Origin of the sequence: Tatumella citrea, from assembly GCF_002163585.1 — a bacterium.
Lineage (GTDB): Bacteria > Pseudomonadota > Gammaproteobacteria > Enterobacterales > Enterobacteriaceae > Tatumella > Tatumella citrea.
Genome location: NZ_CP015579.1, coordinates 648,950 through 666,611, shown reverse-complemented (window position 1 = coordinate 666,611; position 17,662 = coordinate 648,950). Strand labels below are relative to the sequence as shown.

The window sequence follows — 17,662 nt, the reverse complement described above, 5'->3', positions numbered from 1 at the left end:
TGAGGTTTTTTTTTGCCCATATTCCCTGGTTTATCAGTCACTGTCGCCCGCTTGCTAAGCGATAAAACCGGCGGATATTTTTACCCTTTTTCTGTCCTGCTGATATTTCACATGATAATGTGAAAAATAAAATCACTTTCATTATTTATATAATATATAAATATTAATAACTTAACTAAAATAAGATTAATTTAACCCTATGTAAAATCTGTGATTACGCAACTTTTAATGTGAAATTGTTCACCGTAAACTACTGTTATTAACACAGAGAAAGACAGTTATAAGAGTGGTGACAGATGGCGATTGCATTAACGGCTAACGAACGTCGGGACTTTATCTATCGCTATGTGCATGAAAACCAGATTGCGCTTTACGATGCCCTGGCCTCTCTGATGAATGTGTCACATATGACTATCCGTCGTGATGTACAGATTCTTGAACGGGAAGGTAAAGTCCAGCGGGTCAATGGCGGAATCAGACTGAGTGAATTACTGCACCAGGAGCTACCGTATCAGGAAAAATCATACCTGAACCACAAGCTGAAAAAAGAGCTGGGTAAGCGGGCAATGCAGCGTATCTCAGAAGGAACCATTATCTATCTGGATGCGGGCACCACGACTTTTGAAATCGCCTGTTGTATTCCGGCTAATTTTCATCTGACAGTGGTGACTAATGATTTTTCTATCAGCCAGTTGCTGATGTCTAACCCGGCGATTGATCTTTATCATGTCGGTGGGCGGGTGGATAAACGTAATTTGTCCTGTGTCGGACTAAGTGCGGCTAATTTTATTAAGGCTCTGAATATTGATTTGGCTTTTCTGAGTGCCAGCTCGTGGGATTTAGTCCACGGTATTTCGACACCTTATGAAGGTAAAGCTGTCGTTAAACAGACCGTCATTTCCGTGTCGAATAAAAATATTCTGGTATCGGACAGCAGCAAATATGGCAAGTACGGTTTTTATACCGTCTGCCCGTTAACCACGATGGATGAAATAATTACCGACTCTATCTCCGGCGAATGTAAACAGAGCTTGCTTGAGATAACGTCACCAAAAGTGACGTTTATCGATATATTTCAGGAAGGAAGTTATTATGAAAGACGAAAATAAAATACGCGAAGAAATATGCCTTACCGGAGCAAGCTTATATAACAGAGGATATATTGTCGGTTCTTCAGGAAATATCAGTGCCTGCCTGGATGATGGCTGGCTGATTACCCCTACCGATGCCTGCCTGGGGACTCTTGACCCGAATGATATTGCTAAAGTCAGCCTGGCCGGCGAGTGGATTAGCGGAAATAAACCGTCGAAAACACTTTTATTGCATCGTGGTATCTATAAACAAAATCCGGCAGCCAGCAGTGTTCTGCACACGCATTCCACCTCGCTGGTCCTGCTGACCTTACTGGGTGTCTGGGCGCCTGATGCTATTCTGCCCCCTATCACGCCTTACCAGGTAATGAAAGTCGGCAGAATCCCGCTGATTGAATATCAGCGACCAGGAGCGCCGGAGGTGGCGGAAATAGTTGCCGGTCTGGCAGACAAAGTGAAAGGAGTCATGCTGGAACGCCTGGGGCCGGTTGTCTGGGGGAACAGTGTTTCACAGGCCAGTTATATCCTGGAAGAATTAGAAGAAACGGCAAAACTATGGATAGAAACTGGCCGAAAGGCAGAACTGCTTTCTCAGCAGGCCATTAATGATTTGGAAACAACATTTAAATGCCAATGGTAACCACTGTTTAAATTACCCTACTCACTATACACAGGTAAAAATAAAATGACCGCTTATGAAATTATGCCACGCGTGGCATATTTAATCGCTGTGTCAATGATAGGCTGGTATGCATCCAGGAAATTCAAAATAAATTCCAAAGATATCGCCAACTTATTAATTTATATTTTTTCACCCATTGTCTGTTTTGTATTAATACTGAATTCTCCGGCAGGCGTTGGATATGCCATGTACTCGGTGGTATTTTACGTCGTATCCTGTATTGCTGCTTTTCTGGCGCTATTTGTCGGGCGTTTTTTATGGAAAGACAATCGCGCGAATCTGTTTGGTGCTGCCGGCGGACAGGGTAATGTCGGCTATTTTGTTCTGCCACTGGCCATCGGGCTACTGGGAGGCACTCCGGATGGAGCTGCGGCCATCAGTATTGTCGTGTTTGCTAAAGTCGCGTCCAGTATCTATGAATTTACAGCGGCCTACTATATTACCGCCCGTGGCCTCTATTCCGTGAAAACCAGTCTGATCCGCGTCGCCAAAATGCCTACCCTGCATGCTGCGATCCTGGCTCTGATTTTGAAATATTTTCATTTCGAACTGCCGGGCTTTATTAAAAGTGGAGTGGACGGCTTTGTGGGGGGTTACTCTACCCTGGGTATGATGATTATCGGGATGTCACTGGCAAGATTTGACAAGCTGGTACCAGACTGGAAATTCGCTTTCTATTCCATTATCTGGAAACAGGGTCTGTACGCTCTGGTGATCATCCTTATTTTCCGCCAGTTCCATCTTCAGACTTATGAATATGTGGTGATGGTGATGCTGGCCTGTAACCCCCTGCCTGCCAACATTGCAGCCGTGGCATCAGCGCTGGATGTGCACCCGGAAAAAGCCGCCTTTGCCATCATGGTCAGTACTATACTGGCGGTGATTACTGTCCCTGTCACTATCTGGCTGGCCATGTAGCCAAACGGGTCGCTGTACCGCGGCCCAACAGGATTAATTCAGGAGTTATCTATGAGCCATTCAGCCCCTTTATCACTGCACAGTGCGTTAGTGGTCCGTTCACCTTTTGATGCGGCATTGCTTGAGCGTTATCGTCGTCAGTCCGGAGAGATTGATATTCACTGGACCCCGACAACAGTGCTGATGAAAAACATCGAAAACGGCCAGCAGTGTGATGTGGTTATTGTCACCGACCCGGCAATGGATCAACTGGTAGCACAAGGGATTGTCGATCCGGCAACCCGCAAACCACTGGTGATTTCGCGTATAGGGTTTGCAGTAAAACAAGGTGCACCACATGTTGATGTTTCTACAACAGAACAGCTGGTGAAAACTTTGCGTGAAGGACGCTCCATCTGTTACTCCATCGGCGGAGCCAGTGGTATTCATTTCAAAACTGTCCTGAAGAAACTGGGAATTGAGCAGGAAATTGATGCCAAAGCCAGCCCGATCCCGGAAGGTTTCACAGCAGAAAAACTGATCAGCGGAGAAGCAGATCTGGCTATTCAGCAAATCAGCGAGTTACTGGTTGTCCCAGGAGTCGAAATCATTGGTTACCTGCCGGATGAATTGCAGAAGATCACTGCATTTTCCATTGCGCAGTTTGCTAATTCAGAACGTAAACAACAGGCGGCAGAACTGATCGATATTGTCACCGCGGCAAACACTGCGGATGAATATCAGAAATTTGGTCTGGAACTGCGTAATTAACCCCCTGTACCGGGAGAACACCGTGACGAAATCAATAGTTCTGTTACATGCCACCCCGGTGGCAATGCAGCCGATCACTGAGGCAATGCAGGCTTTATGGCCGGAAGCGACAGCGATTCATTTACTGGATGAAGGGTTATCGCTGGAACGGGCAAAATCGCCGCAGCTTACACCGGCCCTGGCAGACCGTTTTATCCGCTTTGGTAACTATGCGCGTGATATGGGCGCTGACGGCATTCTGGCCACCTGTTCCGCTTTTGGCGATCCACTGGAGCAGATGGAGGAGATGTTCAGTATCCCGGTACTGAAACCGAATGAAGCCATGTTTGAAGCTGCACTGGAATACGGCGACAGGATAGGGATGCTGGCCACTTTTGCCCCGGCAGTCGGTAGTATGGAAAGCGAATTCTATGCGCTGACCAGCCAGCGGCAGAGTAAGGCCACTCTGAAAACAATCTGTGTACCCGGTGCTATAGAGGCCTTACGGGCCGGAGATGCCCGCCGCCATCATGAGCTGGTCGCTGAGTACGCCCCTCAACTGGCAGATTGTCAGGCGATTATGCTGGCCCATTTTTCAACGTCCGGAGCACTGGCAACCGTTCAGGCTGCCAGCACTTTACCCATACTGGCGGCACCACAGTCCGCTGTTCTGAAAATGAAACACCGGCTGGCCCGGGATACAGGGAGCGACTCATGTTAATAGGTGTGATAGCAGATGATTTCACCGGTGCCAGTGATATTGGTGTCACACTGGCCGGTGGGCTACCGGAAGAAGGTGGCCTGAAAACCGCACTGTACATGGGAGTGCCTGATGTTCCGGCAGACAAAGCTATTGGCGCCGGAGTCATTGCCCTGAAAAGCCGTTCCTGGCCGGCAGACCAGGCAATTGAGCAGTCATTGCTGGCCTGTGACTGGTTGTTAGCACAGGGATGCCGGCAGATTATTTTTAAATACTGTTCGACCTTCGATTCTACCGACCAGGGGAATATTGGTCCGGTGGCCGAAGCACTGGCAGAAAAGCTGGCCGCACGGGGAGTTGTGGTTTGCCCGTCATTCCCTGCCATGAAAAGGACTCTGTATCAGGGGCATCTGTTTGTAAATGATCAGCTGCTGAACGAATCAGGGATGGAAAACCATCCGCTGACCCCGATGACCGATGCTGACCTGCGGCGGGTACTGGCCAGCCAGTCAACTCTGCCGCAAGGTTTTATCCACTGGCAGCAGGTACAGCAAGGCAGCGAAACAATACGAACCCTGTTACAGCAGCAGGCCGGAGAACAAAAATGCCTGGTTCTGGTGGATGCCATCAGTGATGACGACCTGTTATCCATTGCCAAAGCCTGCCATGATGCCCCGCTACTGACCGGTGCATCGGCGATTGCCCGGGGGCTGCCACATAACTTTATTTCCCGGGATGAAGCCCGTGGCGAAAAACCAGAATCCTTTTCCGTTCAGGGCCAGGGTGCCATTCTGGTCGGCAGCTGCTCACGGATGACGTTACGACAGATTGAATACCACCGCCAGCGTTATGCTGTTCTGCCGCTGGATGTGGAACAGATAATTCGTGGTGAGGCCGGCTATGATGAGCTGATTCAGTTTGTAGCTGACCACCAGCAGCAGTTGCCGCTGATTTACACCTCCGGCGATGCAGCTCATGTCCGACAGTTACAACAGAAGTACGGACGTGAAGAAGTTTCTCAGGCCATTGAACAGTTTTTTGCCGGGCTGGCACCCTTACTGACTGGCGCAGGAGTGCGGCGTCTGGTGGTCGGCGGGGGTGAAACCTCAGGTGCGATTGTGACGGGGCTTGGTATTCGTTCGGTAGTGATTGGTGCAGAACTCAGCACTGGCGTACCGGCTCTGCTGGCCAGCGATCATCAGGGCTCGTTGGGACTGGCGCTTAAATCCGGTAACTTCGGTGAAGAGGACTTTTTCTCCCGGGCTCTGACACTGCTGGGTGAGTAACACGAGGGCGGCAATCACTGCCCCTAAAACTCAGCGAGCCCGCGACTTTCTCAGCCAGATTATCAGTCACTGATAACTCGTACCCCTGCCGCCTCGCGGCAGGGTTGCCCTGTTCCCGGCATTAGCGGTAATTTGCCACGAGGGCTGCACATGTTACCCTTCACCGCATCAGCCACTTAGCTCTCCGGGGTTCTCTTTTATGCTGTTTAGTCAGTTTCGTCCGGCCATTCTCGGTTTCAGCCAGCCTGCAGCCCGTGAGTTGCCACCCGAATTTCTGTTGCATCAGGAAGGAGCTCTCAGTGAATACTATATTCCGTTCGATTACCTCAATCCTGAGGCACGCATTGTGTTGGTTGGCATTACGCCTGGCTATCAGCAATGGCTGGATGCCGTCACTGCAGCTCATCAGGCATTGCTAAATGGCGACAGTGATCAGCAGGCTCTGTACCTCGCTAAACAGCAGGGAGCATTCAGCGGCGCAATTCGCAATAATCTGACGCAGCTACTGGATGCCATCGGTCTGGCTGACTGGCTGGGCATTCACTCCTGCCGCTCACTGTTTGCTGAGGATATGGCGTTAGTACACTTTACTTCGCTGTTTAATCAGCCGATATTTGTGAACGGAAAAAACTACAATAACACCCCATCATTTCACCGTTCCCCGTTGCTGAAAAAAAGCATCGAACGCGGATTTGCCGCTGAAGCGCGGCAGCTTTCTCAGGCGGTATTTGTCCCACTCGGACCGGTGGTAACCGCCGGTCTGGAATGGCTGGCAGAGCAACAGCAGATAGATCCTTCACGGATACTGGCAGGTCTGCCCCACCCTTCAGGTGCTAACAGCGAACGAATTCATTATTTTCTGGGTAAAAAGCCCCGGGAAACCCTGTCACGACAAACCAATCCGCAACAGCTGGATCAGGCCAGAGAATTGTTGCTGCAAAAGGTCGCAGCACTGCGCTGATACCGTCATCACCCCACCGGCTACCTCGCTGAGATCGGACCAGTCGGCTAAAATTTCGATAACCACCATGCATTTGCCTGCCTGATGGTGCAAACCGTGGTGCATTTTGCACCATTTTGCACCATTCTCAGTGCCACAGCAGGTCTTTACCGGCAAAAAATTTCCTTAGCTTTCGCGCATAACAAAACATGGCACGATAAATGAATTGTCATTGTTCAACAATATATCGCGGAGATACTGAAATGAAATCCATATTACGTTTAGCCTGTCTTGCAGCCCCTCTGTTCTTTGGCCTGGCGCAGGCTGCAACCTTACAGCCCGGCCATCTTCTGGTGGGGTCTGACCTGACTTATCCTCCGTACAACTATTTAGATCAGGGTAAACCGGCAGGCTTTGATGCCGAATTTATCAACCTTATCTCTGCACCACTGAAACTGACCCCGGTAGTGGTTGATACCCGTTTTGCCAGTCTGATCCTGGGCCTGAAAAGTAACCGTTTTGATATCGTGGCATCCACGCTTTATGTCACCCCGGAACGGGCACAGCAGGTTGACTTTCTTCCGTACATGAAAACCGGGGGATCATTACTGGTACAGGCAAACTCAACATTTTTACCGCAAAAGCCGGAAGACTTATGCGGTAAGCGGGTTTCATCAATTAAAGGGGGAGCCTGGATCGCCCGGCTGAATAAGCTGTCCACAGACTACTGTCAGCCAAAAGGTCTCGGAGCTATTTCAGTGCTTGAGTTCCCGACCTCCCCTGAAGCCGCTCAGGCACTGCTATCCAGAGCCGTCGATGTTCAGTACGAGGACGCGGCCGTGGCTAAAGCAACCGTTGAAAAGACCGGTAAACGCTTAAAAATTAGCTCATCCCGGATTATCTACCCTGTTGTCGTCGGGCTGGCAGTAAACAAAAATAACCCGGAACTGCTTAGCCAGCTAAAAGCCTCATTTGCGCAAAAAGTGAAAGATGGCAGCTATCAGGTATTACTGCACAAATACAACCTGCAAATGCCGGATAACAGTGAAGTCGCCAAAGCGCTGGCCGGAACTCTGTAACAGTTATCTGCGGGGGCAAAGATGAATTTTGACTGGTCTTATCTGATAAGTTTATTCCGCGATGCGGATTTCTGGCAGGCCAGCTGGATGGTGGTGAAACTCAGCGTACTGACGTGGCTGGGCGGCATTGTGCTGGGGCTGGGTGTTGCACTGGCTAAACAGTCCACTAATCCGCTGATTCGCAATCTGGCTGCAGGCTATATCTGGCTGTTTCGCAGCCTGCCGTTGCTGGTACTGCTTATTTTTACCTATAACCTGCCGCAAATGATACCGGCAACCAGCGCGGTGTTATCCAATCCCTTTGCTGCCGGACTTATTGCATTAATTTTGAGTGAAACGGCATACATCGCTGAAATTCACCGTGGCGGTTTAATATCGGTACAGCAGGGACAATTTGAAGCCGGTAAGGCACTGGGGCTTAATACCCGCCAGATCCGTTTCAGCATCATCATTCCACAGTCGCTGCGGATTTCACTGCCCACACTGGTGAATGAATTTATTACCATCGTAAAAATGACATCGCTGGTTTCAGTCATCTCCCTGTCTGAAATTCTGATGGTCGGCGAACGGTTGTATACCGAAAACTTTAAGGTAATGGAAACATTACTGGCGGTGGCCTGCTATTACGTGCTGATTGTCACCGTCTTCGAACGGCTGTTTGGCTGGCTGGAACGCCGGTGCGATGTGAAAAACCGTAAACCTGCCTTTTTCGATGCTGAACAGATAAAGGCATCTTTGCCAGCAACACCGACAGCAATACGAAAAAGCCAAAGCGCTTCAGCCAAACCAATACTGCAACTGAACGGTTTGAGTAAGGCTTTTAACGGCAAGCCAGTATTAAACGATATCAGCCTCAGTGTCAGACCAGGAGAAGTTATTTCGATCATCGGTCCTTCCGGCTCAGGTAAAACTACGCTGATCCGAATGGTCAACGGGTTGGAAAAAATGGACGAAGGCAGCGTTGAATTGCTAGGACGAGAATTCATCACCGCCGGACAACGGGACAATGCCTTACCCTATCGGGCTCAGATCACCAGGCTGGGTATGGTGTTTCAGGGATTTAACCTGTTCCCACATAAAACGGTGCTGGAAAACCTGATGCTGGCACCTCTGTTACATCAAAGCGATTCACGTAAAGAGCTCCATCAACGCAGTCTGGTCATGCTGGATAAAGTGGGCATGCTTGAGCATGCCAATAAATACCCACACCAGTTATCCGGTGGCCAGCAGCAAAGAGTCGCGATTGCCCGAACTCTGGTCATGAAACCCGCGGTAGTACTGTTTGACGAACCGACCTCAGCGCTGGATCCGGAGCGGGTCAGTGAGGTATTACAGGTGATTGAGAAACTGGCGGAAGAAGGTATCACCATGCTGATTGTGACGCATGAAATGAAATTTGCCTTAGCTATCTCTGACCGGATTGTCTTTATGGAACAGGGCCGTATCGGGGTAGATGCTCCGCCTGCAGAAATTCTGGAAATGCACGACCACCGGATTTTTAAATTCATCAACAATATGGCAGCAGCCTGAGAGGTCACGATGCAGGAATTGAGCAATGCATCCCGGCAGTTGAACATTGAAATTCCGGAAAATGCCGATTATTCAGGGCTTCCGGCTTTCGCACGGGTCGCTACCCTGCTGCGGGAAAATATTATTAACGGCAATCTGATTGCCGGCCAGCCACTGGCAGAGACCGAACTGGCAGAACGCTGTGACAGCTCGCGTAATACTTTGCGGGAAGCGTTGCGTTTTCTGCACGCCGAAGGGCTGGTGAACTATCAGCAAAATCGCGGTGTGTTTGTTCGCCAGCTGGACCGGCGCGATATTCGCGATATTTTTAAAGCCCGTCGTCATCTGGAGGTGCTGGCACTCACTACCAGCACACCAGTCAGTGAATTTCATCTTAACCGGATGCAGCAGCATCTGGACAACGCGGCTCTGGCAGCCAGTGCAGAACAGTGGCGGGAAGTAGGTACCCACAGCCTGCGCTTTCATCAAAGTATTGTTCAGATGCTAGGCTGCCAGCGTTTCAATGATTTTTTTAGTGTGCTGCTAGCCCAGTTGCGCCTGCTGTTTTGTAGCGGTGCCGCAGAGCGGGAGTTTCAGCTTCCGTGGATTGCCCGCGACAGCGACATTTTGTCGTTACTGAACCAGCAACAATCTCAGGCAGCCTGCTCTGCATTAATCGATTATCTCGATTATTCAGAACGCCAGCTGACCGCTTCTTTCAGTCATCCCGCTTAATACGGAGAATTACCCTGATGTCGAATTATCCTGCTGCCTATCAAAGTACCTCTGGTTCAGCCCTGGATGTGGACCGCGAGTTTTATAAAGCCCTGGCCGAAGGTCCGCATGAACTGCTCTCTTCTCATCTGGTGCCAATCCGTACCGGATTTGCCTGGGAAGTTCCCGCTGGTCATCTGTTCCGCATTACCGCCCCACAAGGGCCCCAGGTAGGTGATCTGAATATCTGGAACCGCCATGATCCACGGGAAAGAATGTGGGTCTCCCGCACCCGTCAGCTACAGCGGGCGCATCTTTCTGTTTACGATCGCCTGTGGTCGAACCTGCCATTTATCCGCCCGATGGCCACCATCACCGCCGATTCTCTGGCAGATTATGGGATAGACAGCGATGGCGGTCGCGTTCACGATTTGCTGGGCACCCGCTGTGATCCCTATGTCAATAAACTGCTGACCGGGGAAGATTTTGATCATCACTGCCACTCAAACCTGGTACGTGCCGTCCAGCCGTGGGGCCTGACTGAATTTGATGTGCATGACGTGATGAATGTATTCCAGTGCACCGGTCTGAACGATAATGATCAGTACTTTATGAAAGCCTGCCCTGCGCAATCCGGTGATTATCTTGAATTTTTCGCTGAGATTGATTTGCTATGTGCAATTTCCACCTGCCCGGGCGGTGACTTATCACTGCCAATGTGGGGAGATGAAGCGGAGGATACTCTGAAAGTTTGCCGGCCGTTAGGGGTTGAGATTTTCAAACCTCAGACAGAACTGCTGGCTGGCTGGAGTTCACCAAAATCTCCGGATTATCGGGGAAATCACGGAATGCAGCTGAAACCGGTGAGCTGGTAACGCTAAAAAAATCCCCCTGTAGTCAGATAAATACTTCAGGGGGAAACCGTAGTGCGGGTAAAATTGTGATTAAAAGCTCTGTCACTGCCCCTGGTGTTGGCCGACAGTCAGTTTAAGGATTCAGCACCGCCAGTAAGTTCTGATGGCGGCGCTGAGAACAGAAAATTACTTCTTTGTCGCCGACTGATTGTGATAATTCATATACTGGCGCTGGATAGCAATCTGGTCAGCAATATACTTAGCATCGTGCCAGACACCCCAGATAAAGGTTGAGCCACGGCGTGATAACCACGGCAGCCCCAGGAAATAGATTCCCGGCTCGGAAGATATCCCACGCTGATGTTGAGGTTTGCCCTGAGCATCAAAAGCATCTACCTGCAACCAGCTGTAATCGGTTGAATAGCCGGTAGCCCAGACGATCGAGGTAATTCCTTCAGCCTGCAGATCCAGCGACAGTGTCGGATCGGTAATGCAGGTCGGATCTGGCAGAATTTCGTGTGCTTCAGGTTCCGGAGGTAAATCCAGACCATTACGGGCGATATACTGATCGGCAGCCTGTAGCATGCCCAGATAGCTGGCATCACCATTAGCAATATTTTGCGCCAGATCATCAGCAAAGCTGACTTTACCATCGTCATAACCACGGGTCAGACCCACGAGGTTAACACCTTCGTTCGCCAGTTTACGGAAATCGATGGTGTAGCCCCCGTTGGCACCGCTGACGGCAATAGTGACGTGTTCTTTGCCTGGTTTAGTCGCCGTAGCATCCCACTCTCCCAGCACCCCGAGCCACCAGCAGAAATCACGGTTACGATAAGCCCGCGGCGGGCGATCATGTGCACCGACTGACAGATAGACTTTTTTGCCGGCACGGCATAACTCTTCGGCAATCTGAACCCCGGAAGAGCCTGCACCTACCACCAGTACACCACCTTCAGGTAACTGCTGTGGATTATGGTAATCGGCGGAGTGGATTTGGGTCAGACCGATATCCTGCGGAATCACCGGTGGAATAACCGGTTTCTGGAAAGGACCGGTGGCGGCTACCAGACGACGGGCTTCGATAACACCTTCGGAAGTTTCAATCGTAAATCCGGGACGCCCTGTGTTACGGGTTACTTTTTTAACTTCAACACCGGTCCGGATAGGTGCATTAAATTTTTCGGCATAGGCTTCAAAGTAGTCAGCAACACTCTCTTTCGGGGCAAAGCCATCAGGACTGACATCAGCAAATTCCATATTCGGGAAGCGGTCATGCCAGGCCGGGCCATTCGCCACCAGACTATCCCAGCGACGGCTTCTCCAGTTACCGGCAATCCGGTTACGCTCAATCACCAGGTGAGGAATTTCCAGTTTGGTCAGGTGTTCACTCATTGCTACACCCGCCTGTCCGGCCCCAACCACCAGCGTATCTATTTCCAGTTTCTCAGTCGTCATTAGCTCTATCCCCTGCAGGGTTTCAGGTACAGCATAACCCTGTACTTAGTGAATCATCATTAATGACTCCAAAGTAAGGACGCAGCAGGTTTTAGTAAAATACTTTAAAACTGGTTACTGGCTATAAAATAATGATGGTCAGCCATTTGCCTGCCATATCACCGGCATTCACCGTCTGGCCAGCGCCACACACACAATAACCCCGGCAGTGACCGCCAGCACAGGTAATGTAATGGTTTCGCGGAGCAGAAGGGCCGACAATATCAGGCCAAAAAACGGCTGTAATAACTGTAGTTGCCCGACGACGGCTATCCCCCCGGTAGCCAACCCCTGATACCAGAAAATAAACCCTATCAGCATACTGAACAGCGAAACATATCCCAGTGCCAGCTGACCGCTGATACTAATGTCAGTAAAACTGAGCGGACGCGTCAGCAGGCTGACCGGCAAGGTCAGAGGCAGACAGAAAATCAGCGCCAGGCAAATAACCTGCAAACCACCAAACCGCCGGGAGAGGCGCGCACCTTCCGCGTATCCCAGACCACAGACCACCACTGCAGCCAGCATCAGTGCATCCCCCTGTAAACTGCCACTGCCAGGCTGCGATACAGAAAAACCACCCACCAGGGCGCTGCCACAGAATGCAGACACCCAGAAACGGATCGCCGGGCGTTCAGCACCCAGTAACACCGCAAACAGCGCCGTCATCAGGGGTAACAGTGCCAGAAAAATGATCGAATGAGAGGCACTCATCTGTTGCAGCGCCAACGCACTGAGCAGAGGAAAACCGATCACCACTCCGGCTGCTACCGTAACTAACCCGGCAATATCACGACGGTTTAGCCTGGTCCAGCGGTCCCGCTGGCGAAATACCAGCAGTAATGCCAGCAGACCGGCGATCGCTGCCCGGCAAAATGTCAGGAACAGCGGATCCATCTGCTGAACAGCGATACGGGTAGCCGGTAACGAGCCACTAAAAATGCTCACCCCGGTGAGCCCCTGCATAATCCCGGCCAGTGGCCCACGCCCCGGCCGGTCAGTCTGTTTAATCATTAGTTATCCCCTGTAAGACGGGTACCCCGGAAAATCATCCGGTTGACCCGAAGGAGATTAATTCGCATCATTTATGACAATCAAAAAATTGTCATGGATACATCTGATGAGAAACCGCTACAAATCCCTGGTGGATCAGTTTGCGACAGATATCCGTCACGGCAGGCTGGTGGCCGGGCACCGGCTGCCCACTCACCGTGCTCTCGCCCTTCAGCACCATATTTCACTGGCTACTGCCAGCCGCGTTTATGCCGAACTGATGAGCATGGGGCTGGTTCAGGGTGAAACCGGACGCGGTACCTTTGTCAGAGATATTTCATTACCGCCGGGGATGGGTGTCGATCAGCAGGAAATTGCCAGTGATATTGTGGATCTGAGTTTTAACTATCCGATGCTGGAACAACAAACCCCCTGGTTACGGGAGGCACTGCGACGGTTAAGTGACAGTAGCAACCCGGAAGCCTTACTGCGTTATCAGCCTCATGCCGGCAGGCTGGCCGACAGACAGGTAATGGCTGACTGGGTAAAGGCTGCCGGGGTGAGTGCCAGTGCTGAGGATCTGTTAATCGTTAATGGTGCTCAGCATGGCCTGAGTATTATTCTGATGAGCCTGTTGCAACCCGGGGATGTGATAGCTGTCGATGCAGTGACTTATCCCGGATTTAAGGCCCTGGCCAGCCTGTGTCATCTGGAAGTCGTTCCCATACCAGTGACTTCTCACGGACCGGATCTCTCTGCGCTGCAATTGCTTTGCCAGCAGAGACGTATCAAGGCGCTGTACAGCATGCCGACCCTGCATAATCCACTGGGTTGGGTATTAACCAGCGCTCAGCGCAAAGCCGTAACAGCTATCTGCCGCCAACATGATCTGTTAATTATTGAAGATGCAGCTTATGCCCGGCTGGTAAAGAAACCACCTCCCCCGCTATGTCGGTTCGCACCGGAACGCACCTTGTATGTTGCTGGTTTTTCGAAAAATATCGCGACCGGGTTGCGGGTTGGAGTGGTAGTGGCTCCGGCCAGCTATCGGCCACAACTGGAGCGGGCTATACGGGCTACCAGCTGGAACACTCCTGCATTGCTGACCAGCCTGATCAGAGGATGGTTGCAGGACGGTACGGTCGAGCGGTTAGAAGTGATGAAACGTCAGGATGCCAGACAACGTCAGACACTGGCCCGCCAGATTCTGGGTTATCTGAACCCGACAGGCCATCCTGACTCTTATTTTCTCTGGATACCACTGACCGGTGAGATACGTGCCGGACAAGTCGCCAGCCGCCTGGCAGCGATGAAGATCGCAGTTTCAACGGCAGAGCCCTTTTCGGTGACGGCAAATCCTCCCAATGCATTACGAATCGCTCTGGGATCGGTGGATCTCACGGTCCTGAAAACTGCGTTACAGCAGGTCAGAGAGGCGATTGAGTATTACAGGGATCTGTAATGTCAGAAAAAAAGCCAGCCGGCAGGCTGGCTTATCAGATTATCCCAGGTATTCGATAATCGACAGCCCGGCATTGTAGTCGGTGCTGTAAATAATACCTTCGGCATCAACAAACACATCACAGGACTGGATCACCCGTGGTCTCCCGGGTCGGGTATCCATCATCTTTTGCGGTGCGGCAGGCACCAAAGCTCCCGTTTCCACCGGACGATACGGATTGCTGATATCGTAAGCCCTGACCCCGGCATTCTGATAGGTGGCAAAAATCAGCGTTGAACTGATAAAGCTACCCGGTCGGTTTTCATGCAGGTTATGCGGCCCAAAATGCGACCCTTTAGCCACATAATCGGTTTCATCCGGTTGCGGGAAGGTAGAAATACTCACCGGGTTGGTCTTATCACGGATATCAAACAACCAGATCAGTTTTTCACCGTCCTGTTGCTCATCCAGCACCGCCTCATCCAGCACCACCAGCAGATCGCGATCCGGCAACGGTAGCGCGGTGTGTGTCCCTCCGCCAAACGGTGGGCTCCAGTTGCGGTGGCTCAGCAATTGAGGGGCAGTCCGGTCTTTCACATCCAGAATCGTCAGCCCACCATCCCGCCAGCAGCCATAAGCGGTATCGCCGCTGATGATCGCATGATGGAATGCATAACGTTTGCCTTCCGGCCAGTCAGGTACTTCACCTGCCTGCTGATTCATCCCCGGCAACCACCATTTCCCGGCAACCGACGGTTTATGTGGATCGGCCAGATCAATAGTCAGGAAGATGTAATCCGTAAAGCCATCGATCAGTGCCGACACATAGGCCCAACGGCCGCCCACATACCAGATGCGGTGAATACCAATGCCACTCAGGGACAGAAAACTGATCTCGCGGGGTTGCTCTGGAGAAGAAATATCAAAGATCCGCAGCCCGGCACTCCAGCCTTTATCCTGTACATCACTTACCGTGTGGCCTACCTGCCGGGTGTAATAAACCTTTTCGTCAGCGAAGCGCACATCAGCAAACAGATCGCGGGCGTTGATGACCAGCAGCAGATCATCGTGAGCCTGTAAATGGACATTCCATGTACCTGGCGGTGCGGCAACATAATTGACCGTTTTTGGCCGGGAGGGATCACGCACATCCACGACCGAAAAGCCTGAGGAGACCATATGGCCGATATAAGCAAAGCCACGGTGCACCATCAGCTGCACCCCGTCAGGTCTGCCGCCCTGATCGCTGTGCCCGATCAGCCGCATATTACGGCTGTAATCAGGTTGCGGTAATGAGCTCATATTGCCCCCTTACTTTGCTTTGGCTTCCAGAGTGGCAAACCAGGGTTCGACAAAATCATTAGTCTGGCCCCAGCCCGGGATAATTTTAGCCAGGCTGGCCATATTCACATCACCACTCTGCTGATTCAGCAAAGCCTGAGATACTGATGACGCTTTAAAATCATAAGTGGCCGGAGTTTTTTCGCCGGCAATTTTCAGTGCTACCAGACGCACATTAGTAGCCCCAATCAGCTGCGGATCTACCGCCGCAGTCATCTGCCACGGGCTGTTTTTACTGTGCATCATCTGCAGATCCTGATTGGAAATATCAATGCTGTACAACTTAATCTCGGTACGGCCATTTTCCTGCAGAGCTTTATATGCACCCTGACTAAAGGCATCCCAGGATCCCCAGATAGCATCAATTTTGCCTTTTGGATATTTCGCCAGAATAGCACCGACTTTATTAGCAGTATCTCCCTGAACGTCACTGGAGACAGCCCCCAGCGATTCCAGCTGTTTGATGCCCGGGTTTTGTTGCAGCAGTTTCTGGTACTCTTTTTCACGACGATCCATTGGCGGGAAGCCAGCCACCCACAGTTTTACGATATTGGCCTTACCATGAAAATCTTTTACCAGCTGTCCGAAGGACATATCGGTCAGAGATGCATCATCCTGCTGAGTCACGGTCACACCGGGAATAGTATCCGGTACTGCGGTATCGAACACAGACACTGCAATGCCTGCTTTGACAATCCGTTTAACCAGCTCTTCAGAATAAGGTGCGCGGCCCTGCGACAGAATAATTCCGTCATACTTCTGAGTAATAGCCTGATTTACGAAATCCTGAAAACGGGCGTCATCACCGTTGCTCAGAAAAGTATTCACTTTAAAGCCCAGCTTACGCGCCTGTTTAATGGCTCCGGCCACAAACTGGGTGGTATTGTCGTCTGAACCAAGGTTACGGATCACCGCAATACGAACCGGCCCCTGATGATTTGCCAGTGCTGCCGGCAGCGGCGCCGGGGTTTCGGCGAAGGCCGCCGTACTGCTAAGTAAACTCAGTGCCAGTAACGAGAGTGCTATTTTTTTCATCTTCTGCCCCGAAATTTTCGCCTGTAATCAGGCTGATTATTGTGATTTTCAGAAAATAGTGCAGAGAACGACTGCGGCTATTTTCCTGAGGCATGGCCGGGCCCTGCCTGGTTTTTAGCTGGCTGTCCTCACCGGGCACCCGTCGGAACACCTGGGTCCGTAGAGCCGGATAGTTTGCCTGCGATATCCGTCCAAACATATATCCGTCTGGATGTCTGAACGTGATACTACCTAATCCGTTAACTACTGGCTACCGCCTTACGCAGGCAGCCATATAATTTATCTGTATATCGTTTCAGGGCTGATAGCGGATATGGCTGATACGCAGGTGGTGGGTCATCTCCCGTAAAAAAACCAGATAGCAAAATGCGATAGTTTCCTGCGCCGTAAGCGACAACGGACTGTAAGAGAGCCGGTCAGTCAGCTGATTAAAGGCGCTTTCCAGAGCCTCTGGAGTAATTTCATTGCTGCCGTCCAGCCAAAGATCGCTGACCTGGAAAAGCAGCGCATCGCTACTGGCAGCTTCGCCAGGCGCAGGCAGTTTGCCACCCTGCGATTCGAGAATCTCTTCCACACGATAGATCAACGTTTCTACCCCCCAGGCATCTACCTGCCCGCCGTTGAATAATCCGGCAGCGGCTTGCTGGTAGCCACCATGCAGCTCAAGCATTAACTGTGTTGGTGGCTGATAAAATGCTATGGAATCTGCTGATACAGAAAAAAAGTAACCTGACATGGTAATCCCTCCGGTTTCAGGCAGCGCCCTTTGCGCCTCTGCAACACTGTTTTATCGATTATTTTACGCTTTCAGCAATATACAGCCCGGCAGACGGACTGTAAGCTGTTTATCTGC

Annotated in this window: 17 protein-coding genes; 12 read left to right on the top strand and 5 right to left on the bottom strand. The window is 51.1% G+C overall.

Annotated elements, in window-relative coordinates; genetic code table 11:
* The first annotated feature begins 296 nt into the window (after window positions 1-296).
* The 11 genes from A7K98_RS03210 (at window position 297) to A7K98_RS03160 (ending at window position 10,523) form a co-directional block, all read left to right on the top strand.
* Complete coding sequence (locus tag A7K98_RS03210; RefSeq protein ID WP_087487273.1) at window positions 297-1,109, top strand: DeoR/GlpR family DNA-binding transcription regulator; 813 nt, start codon at window positions 297-299, stop codon at window positions 1,107-1,109.
* Window positions 1,093-1,731, top strand: coding sequence for a 3-oxo-tetronate 4-phosphate decarboxylase (otnC, locus tag A7K98_RS03205; protein ID WP_087487272.1), 639 nt, complete (start codon window positions 1,093-1,095; stop codon window positions 1,729-1,731). The genes A7K98_RS03210 and otnC overlap by 17 nt, the downstream gene beginning before the upstream one ends.
* A gap of 45 nt (window positions 1,732-1,776) precedes the next feature.
* Window positions 1,777-2,691, top strand: a complete 915-nt coding sequence (locus A7K98_RS03200) for an AEC family transporter (RefSeq protein ID WP_087487271.1) — start codon at window positions 1,777-1,779, stop codon at window positions 2,689-2,691.
* Window positions 2,692-2,742: 51 nt separating this feature from the next.
* Window positions 2,743-3,441: a molybdate ABC transporter substrate-binding protein gene (locus tag A7K98_RS03195; protein WP_087487270.1), complete on the top strand. Its 699-nt coding sequence runs from the start codon at window positions 2,743-2,745 to the stop codon at window positions 3,439-3,441.
* 22 nt (window positions 3,442-3,463) lie between these two features.
* Window positions 3,464-4,141, top strand: a complete 678-nt coding sequence (locus A7K98_RS03190) for an aspartate/glutamate racemase family protein (protein ID WP_087487269.1) — start codon at window positions 3,464-3,466, stop codon at window positions 4,139-4,141.
* Entirely contained in the window at window positions 4,135-5,406 is a 1,272-nt protein-coding gene (gene otnK, locus A7K98_RS03185; protein ID WP_087487268.1) for a 3-oxo-tetronate kinase, read from the top strand. The genes A7K98_RS03190 and otnK overlap by 7 nt, the downstream gene beginning before the upstream one ends.
* Before the next feature lie 199 nt (window positions 5,407-5,605).
* On the top strand, window positions 5,606-6,367 hold the full coding sequence (locus A7K98_RS03180) for a hypothetical protein (RefSeq protein WP_087487267.1): 762 nt from the start codon (window positions 5,606-5,608) through the stop codon (window positions 6,365-6,367).
* Between the two features lie 242 nt (window positions 6,368-6,609).
* A complete protein-coding gene (locus tag A7K98_RS03175; RefSeq protein WP_087487266.1) occupies window positions 6,610-7,425 on the top strand; it encodes a transporter substrate-binding domain-containing protein in 816 nt (271 codons plus the stop codon).
* A gap of 21 nt (window positions 7,426-7,446) precedes the next feature.
* Window positions 7,447-8,955 (top strand): amino acid ABC transporter permease/ATP-binding protein, encoded by a 1,509-nt coding sequence (locus A7K98_RS03170; RefSeq protein ID WP_087487265.1) that lies wholly within the window; start codon window positions 7,447-7,449, stop codon window positions 8,953-8,955.
* Window positions 8,956-8,964: 9 nt separating this feature from the next.
* A complete protein-coding gene (locus tag A7K98_RS03165) occupies window positions 8,965-9,669 on the top strand; it encodes a GntR family transcriptional regulator (RefSeq protein ID WP_087487264.1) in 705 nt (234 codons plus the stop codon).
* Between the two features lie 17 nt (window positions 9,670-9,686).
* Window positions 9,687-10,523 (top strand): urea carboxylase-associated family protein, encoded by an 837-nt coding sequence (locus tag A7K98_RS03160; RefSeq protein ID WP_087487263.1) that lies wholly within the window; start codon window positions 9,687-9,689, stop codon window positions 10,521-10,523.
* A gap of 165 nt (window positions 10,524-10,688) precedes the next feature.
* Here A7K98_RS03160 and A7K98_RS03155 read toward each other — a convergent pair whose 3' ends face one another.
* Both A7K98_RS03155 and A7K98_RS03150 read right to left on the bottom strand, forming a co-directional pair.
* Complete coding sequence (locus A7K98_RS03155) at window positions 10,689-11,960, bottom strand: flavin-containing monooxygenase (RefSeq protein ID WP_087487262.1); 1,272 nt, start codon at window positions 11,958-11,960, stop codon at window positions 10,689-10,691.
* 168 nt (window positions 11,961-12,128) lie between these two features.
* Window positions 12,129-13,013, bottom strand: a complete 885-nt coding sequence (locus tag A7K98_RS03150; protein WP_087487261.1) for a DMT family transporter — start codon at window positions 13,011-13,013, stop codon at window positions 12,129-12,131.
* Between the two features lie 106 nt (window positions 13,014-13,119).
* Here A7K98_RS03150 and A7K98_RS03145 point away from each other — a divergent pair, with 106 nt between their 5' ends.
* The gene (locus A7K98_RS03145) at window positions 13,120-14,454 is read left to right on the top strand and encodes an aminotransferase-like domain-containing protein (protein WP_087490338.1); all 1,335 of its coding nucleotides are present in this window, start codon (window positions 13,120-13,122) and stop codon (window positions 14,452-14,454) included.
* Between the two features lie 39 nt (window positions 14,455-14,493).
* Here the strand turns inward: A7K98_RS03145 and A7K98_RS03140 are convergent, their stop codons facing one another.
* The 3 genes from A7K98_RS03140 to A7K98_RS03125 form a co-directional block, all read right to left on the bottom strand.
* The gene (locus A7K98_RS03140) at window positions 14,494-15,735 is read right to left on the bottom strand and encodes an LVIVD repeat-containing protein (protein ID WP_087487260.1); all 1,242 of its coding nucleotides are present in this window, start codon (window positions 15,733-15,735) and stop codon (window positions 14,494-14,496) included.
* A gap of 9 nt (window positions 15,736-15,744) precedes the next feature.
* Window positions 15,745-16,809 (bottom strand): sugar ABC transporter substrate-binding protein, encoded by a 1,065-nt coding sequence (locus A7K98_RS03135; RefSeq protein ID WP_087487259.1) that lies wholly within the window; start codon window positions 16,807-16,809, stop codon window positions 15,745-15,747.
* A 295-nt stretch (window positions 16,810-17,104) separates the two neighbouring features.
* Window positions 17,105-17,545, bottom strand: coding sequence for a hypothetical protein (locus tag A7K98_RS03125; protein WP_087487257.1), 441 nt, complete (start codon window positions 17,543-17,545; stop codon window positions 17,105-17,107).
* Window positions 17,546-17,662 lie beyond the last annotated feature (117 nt).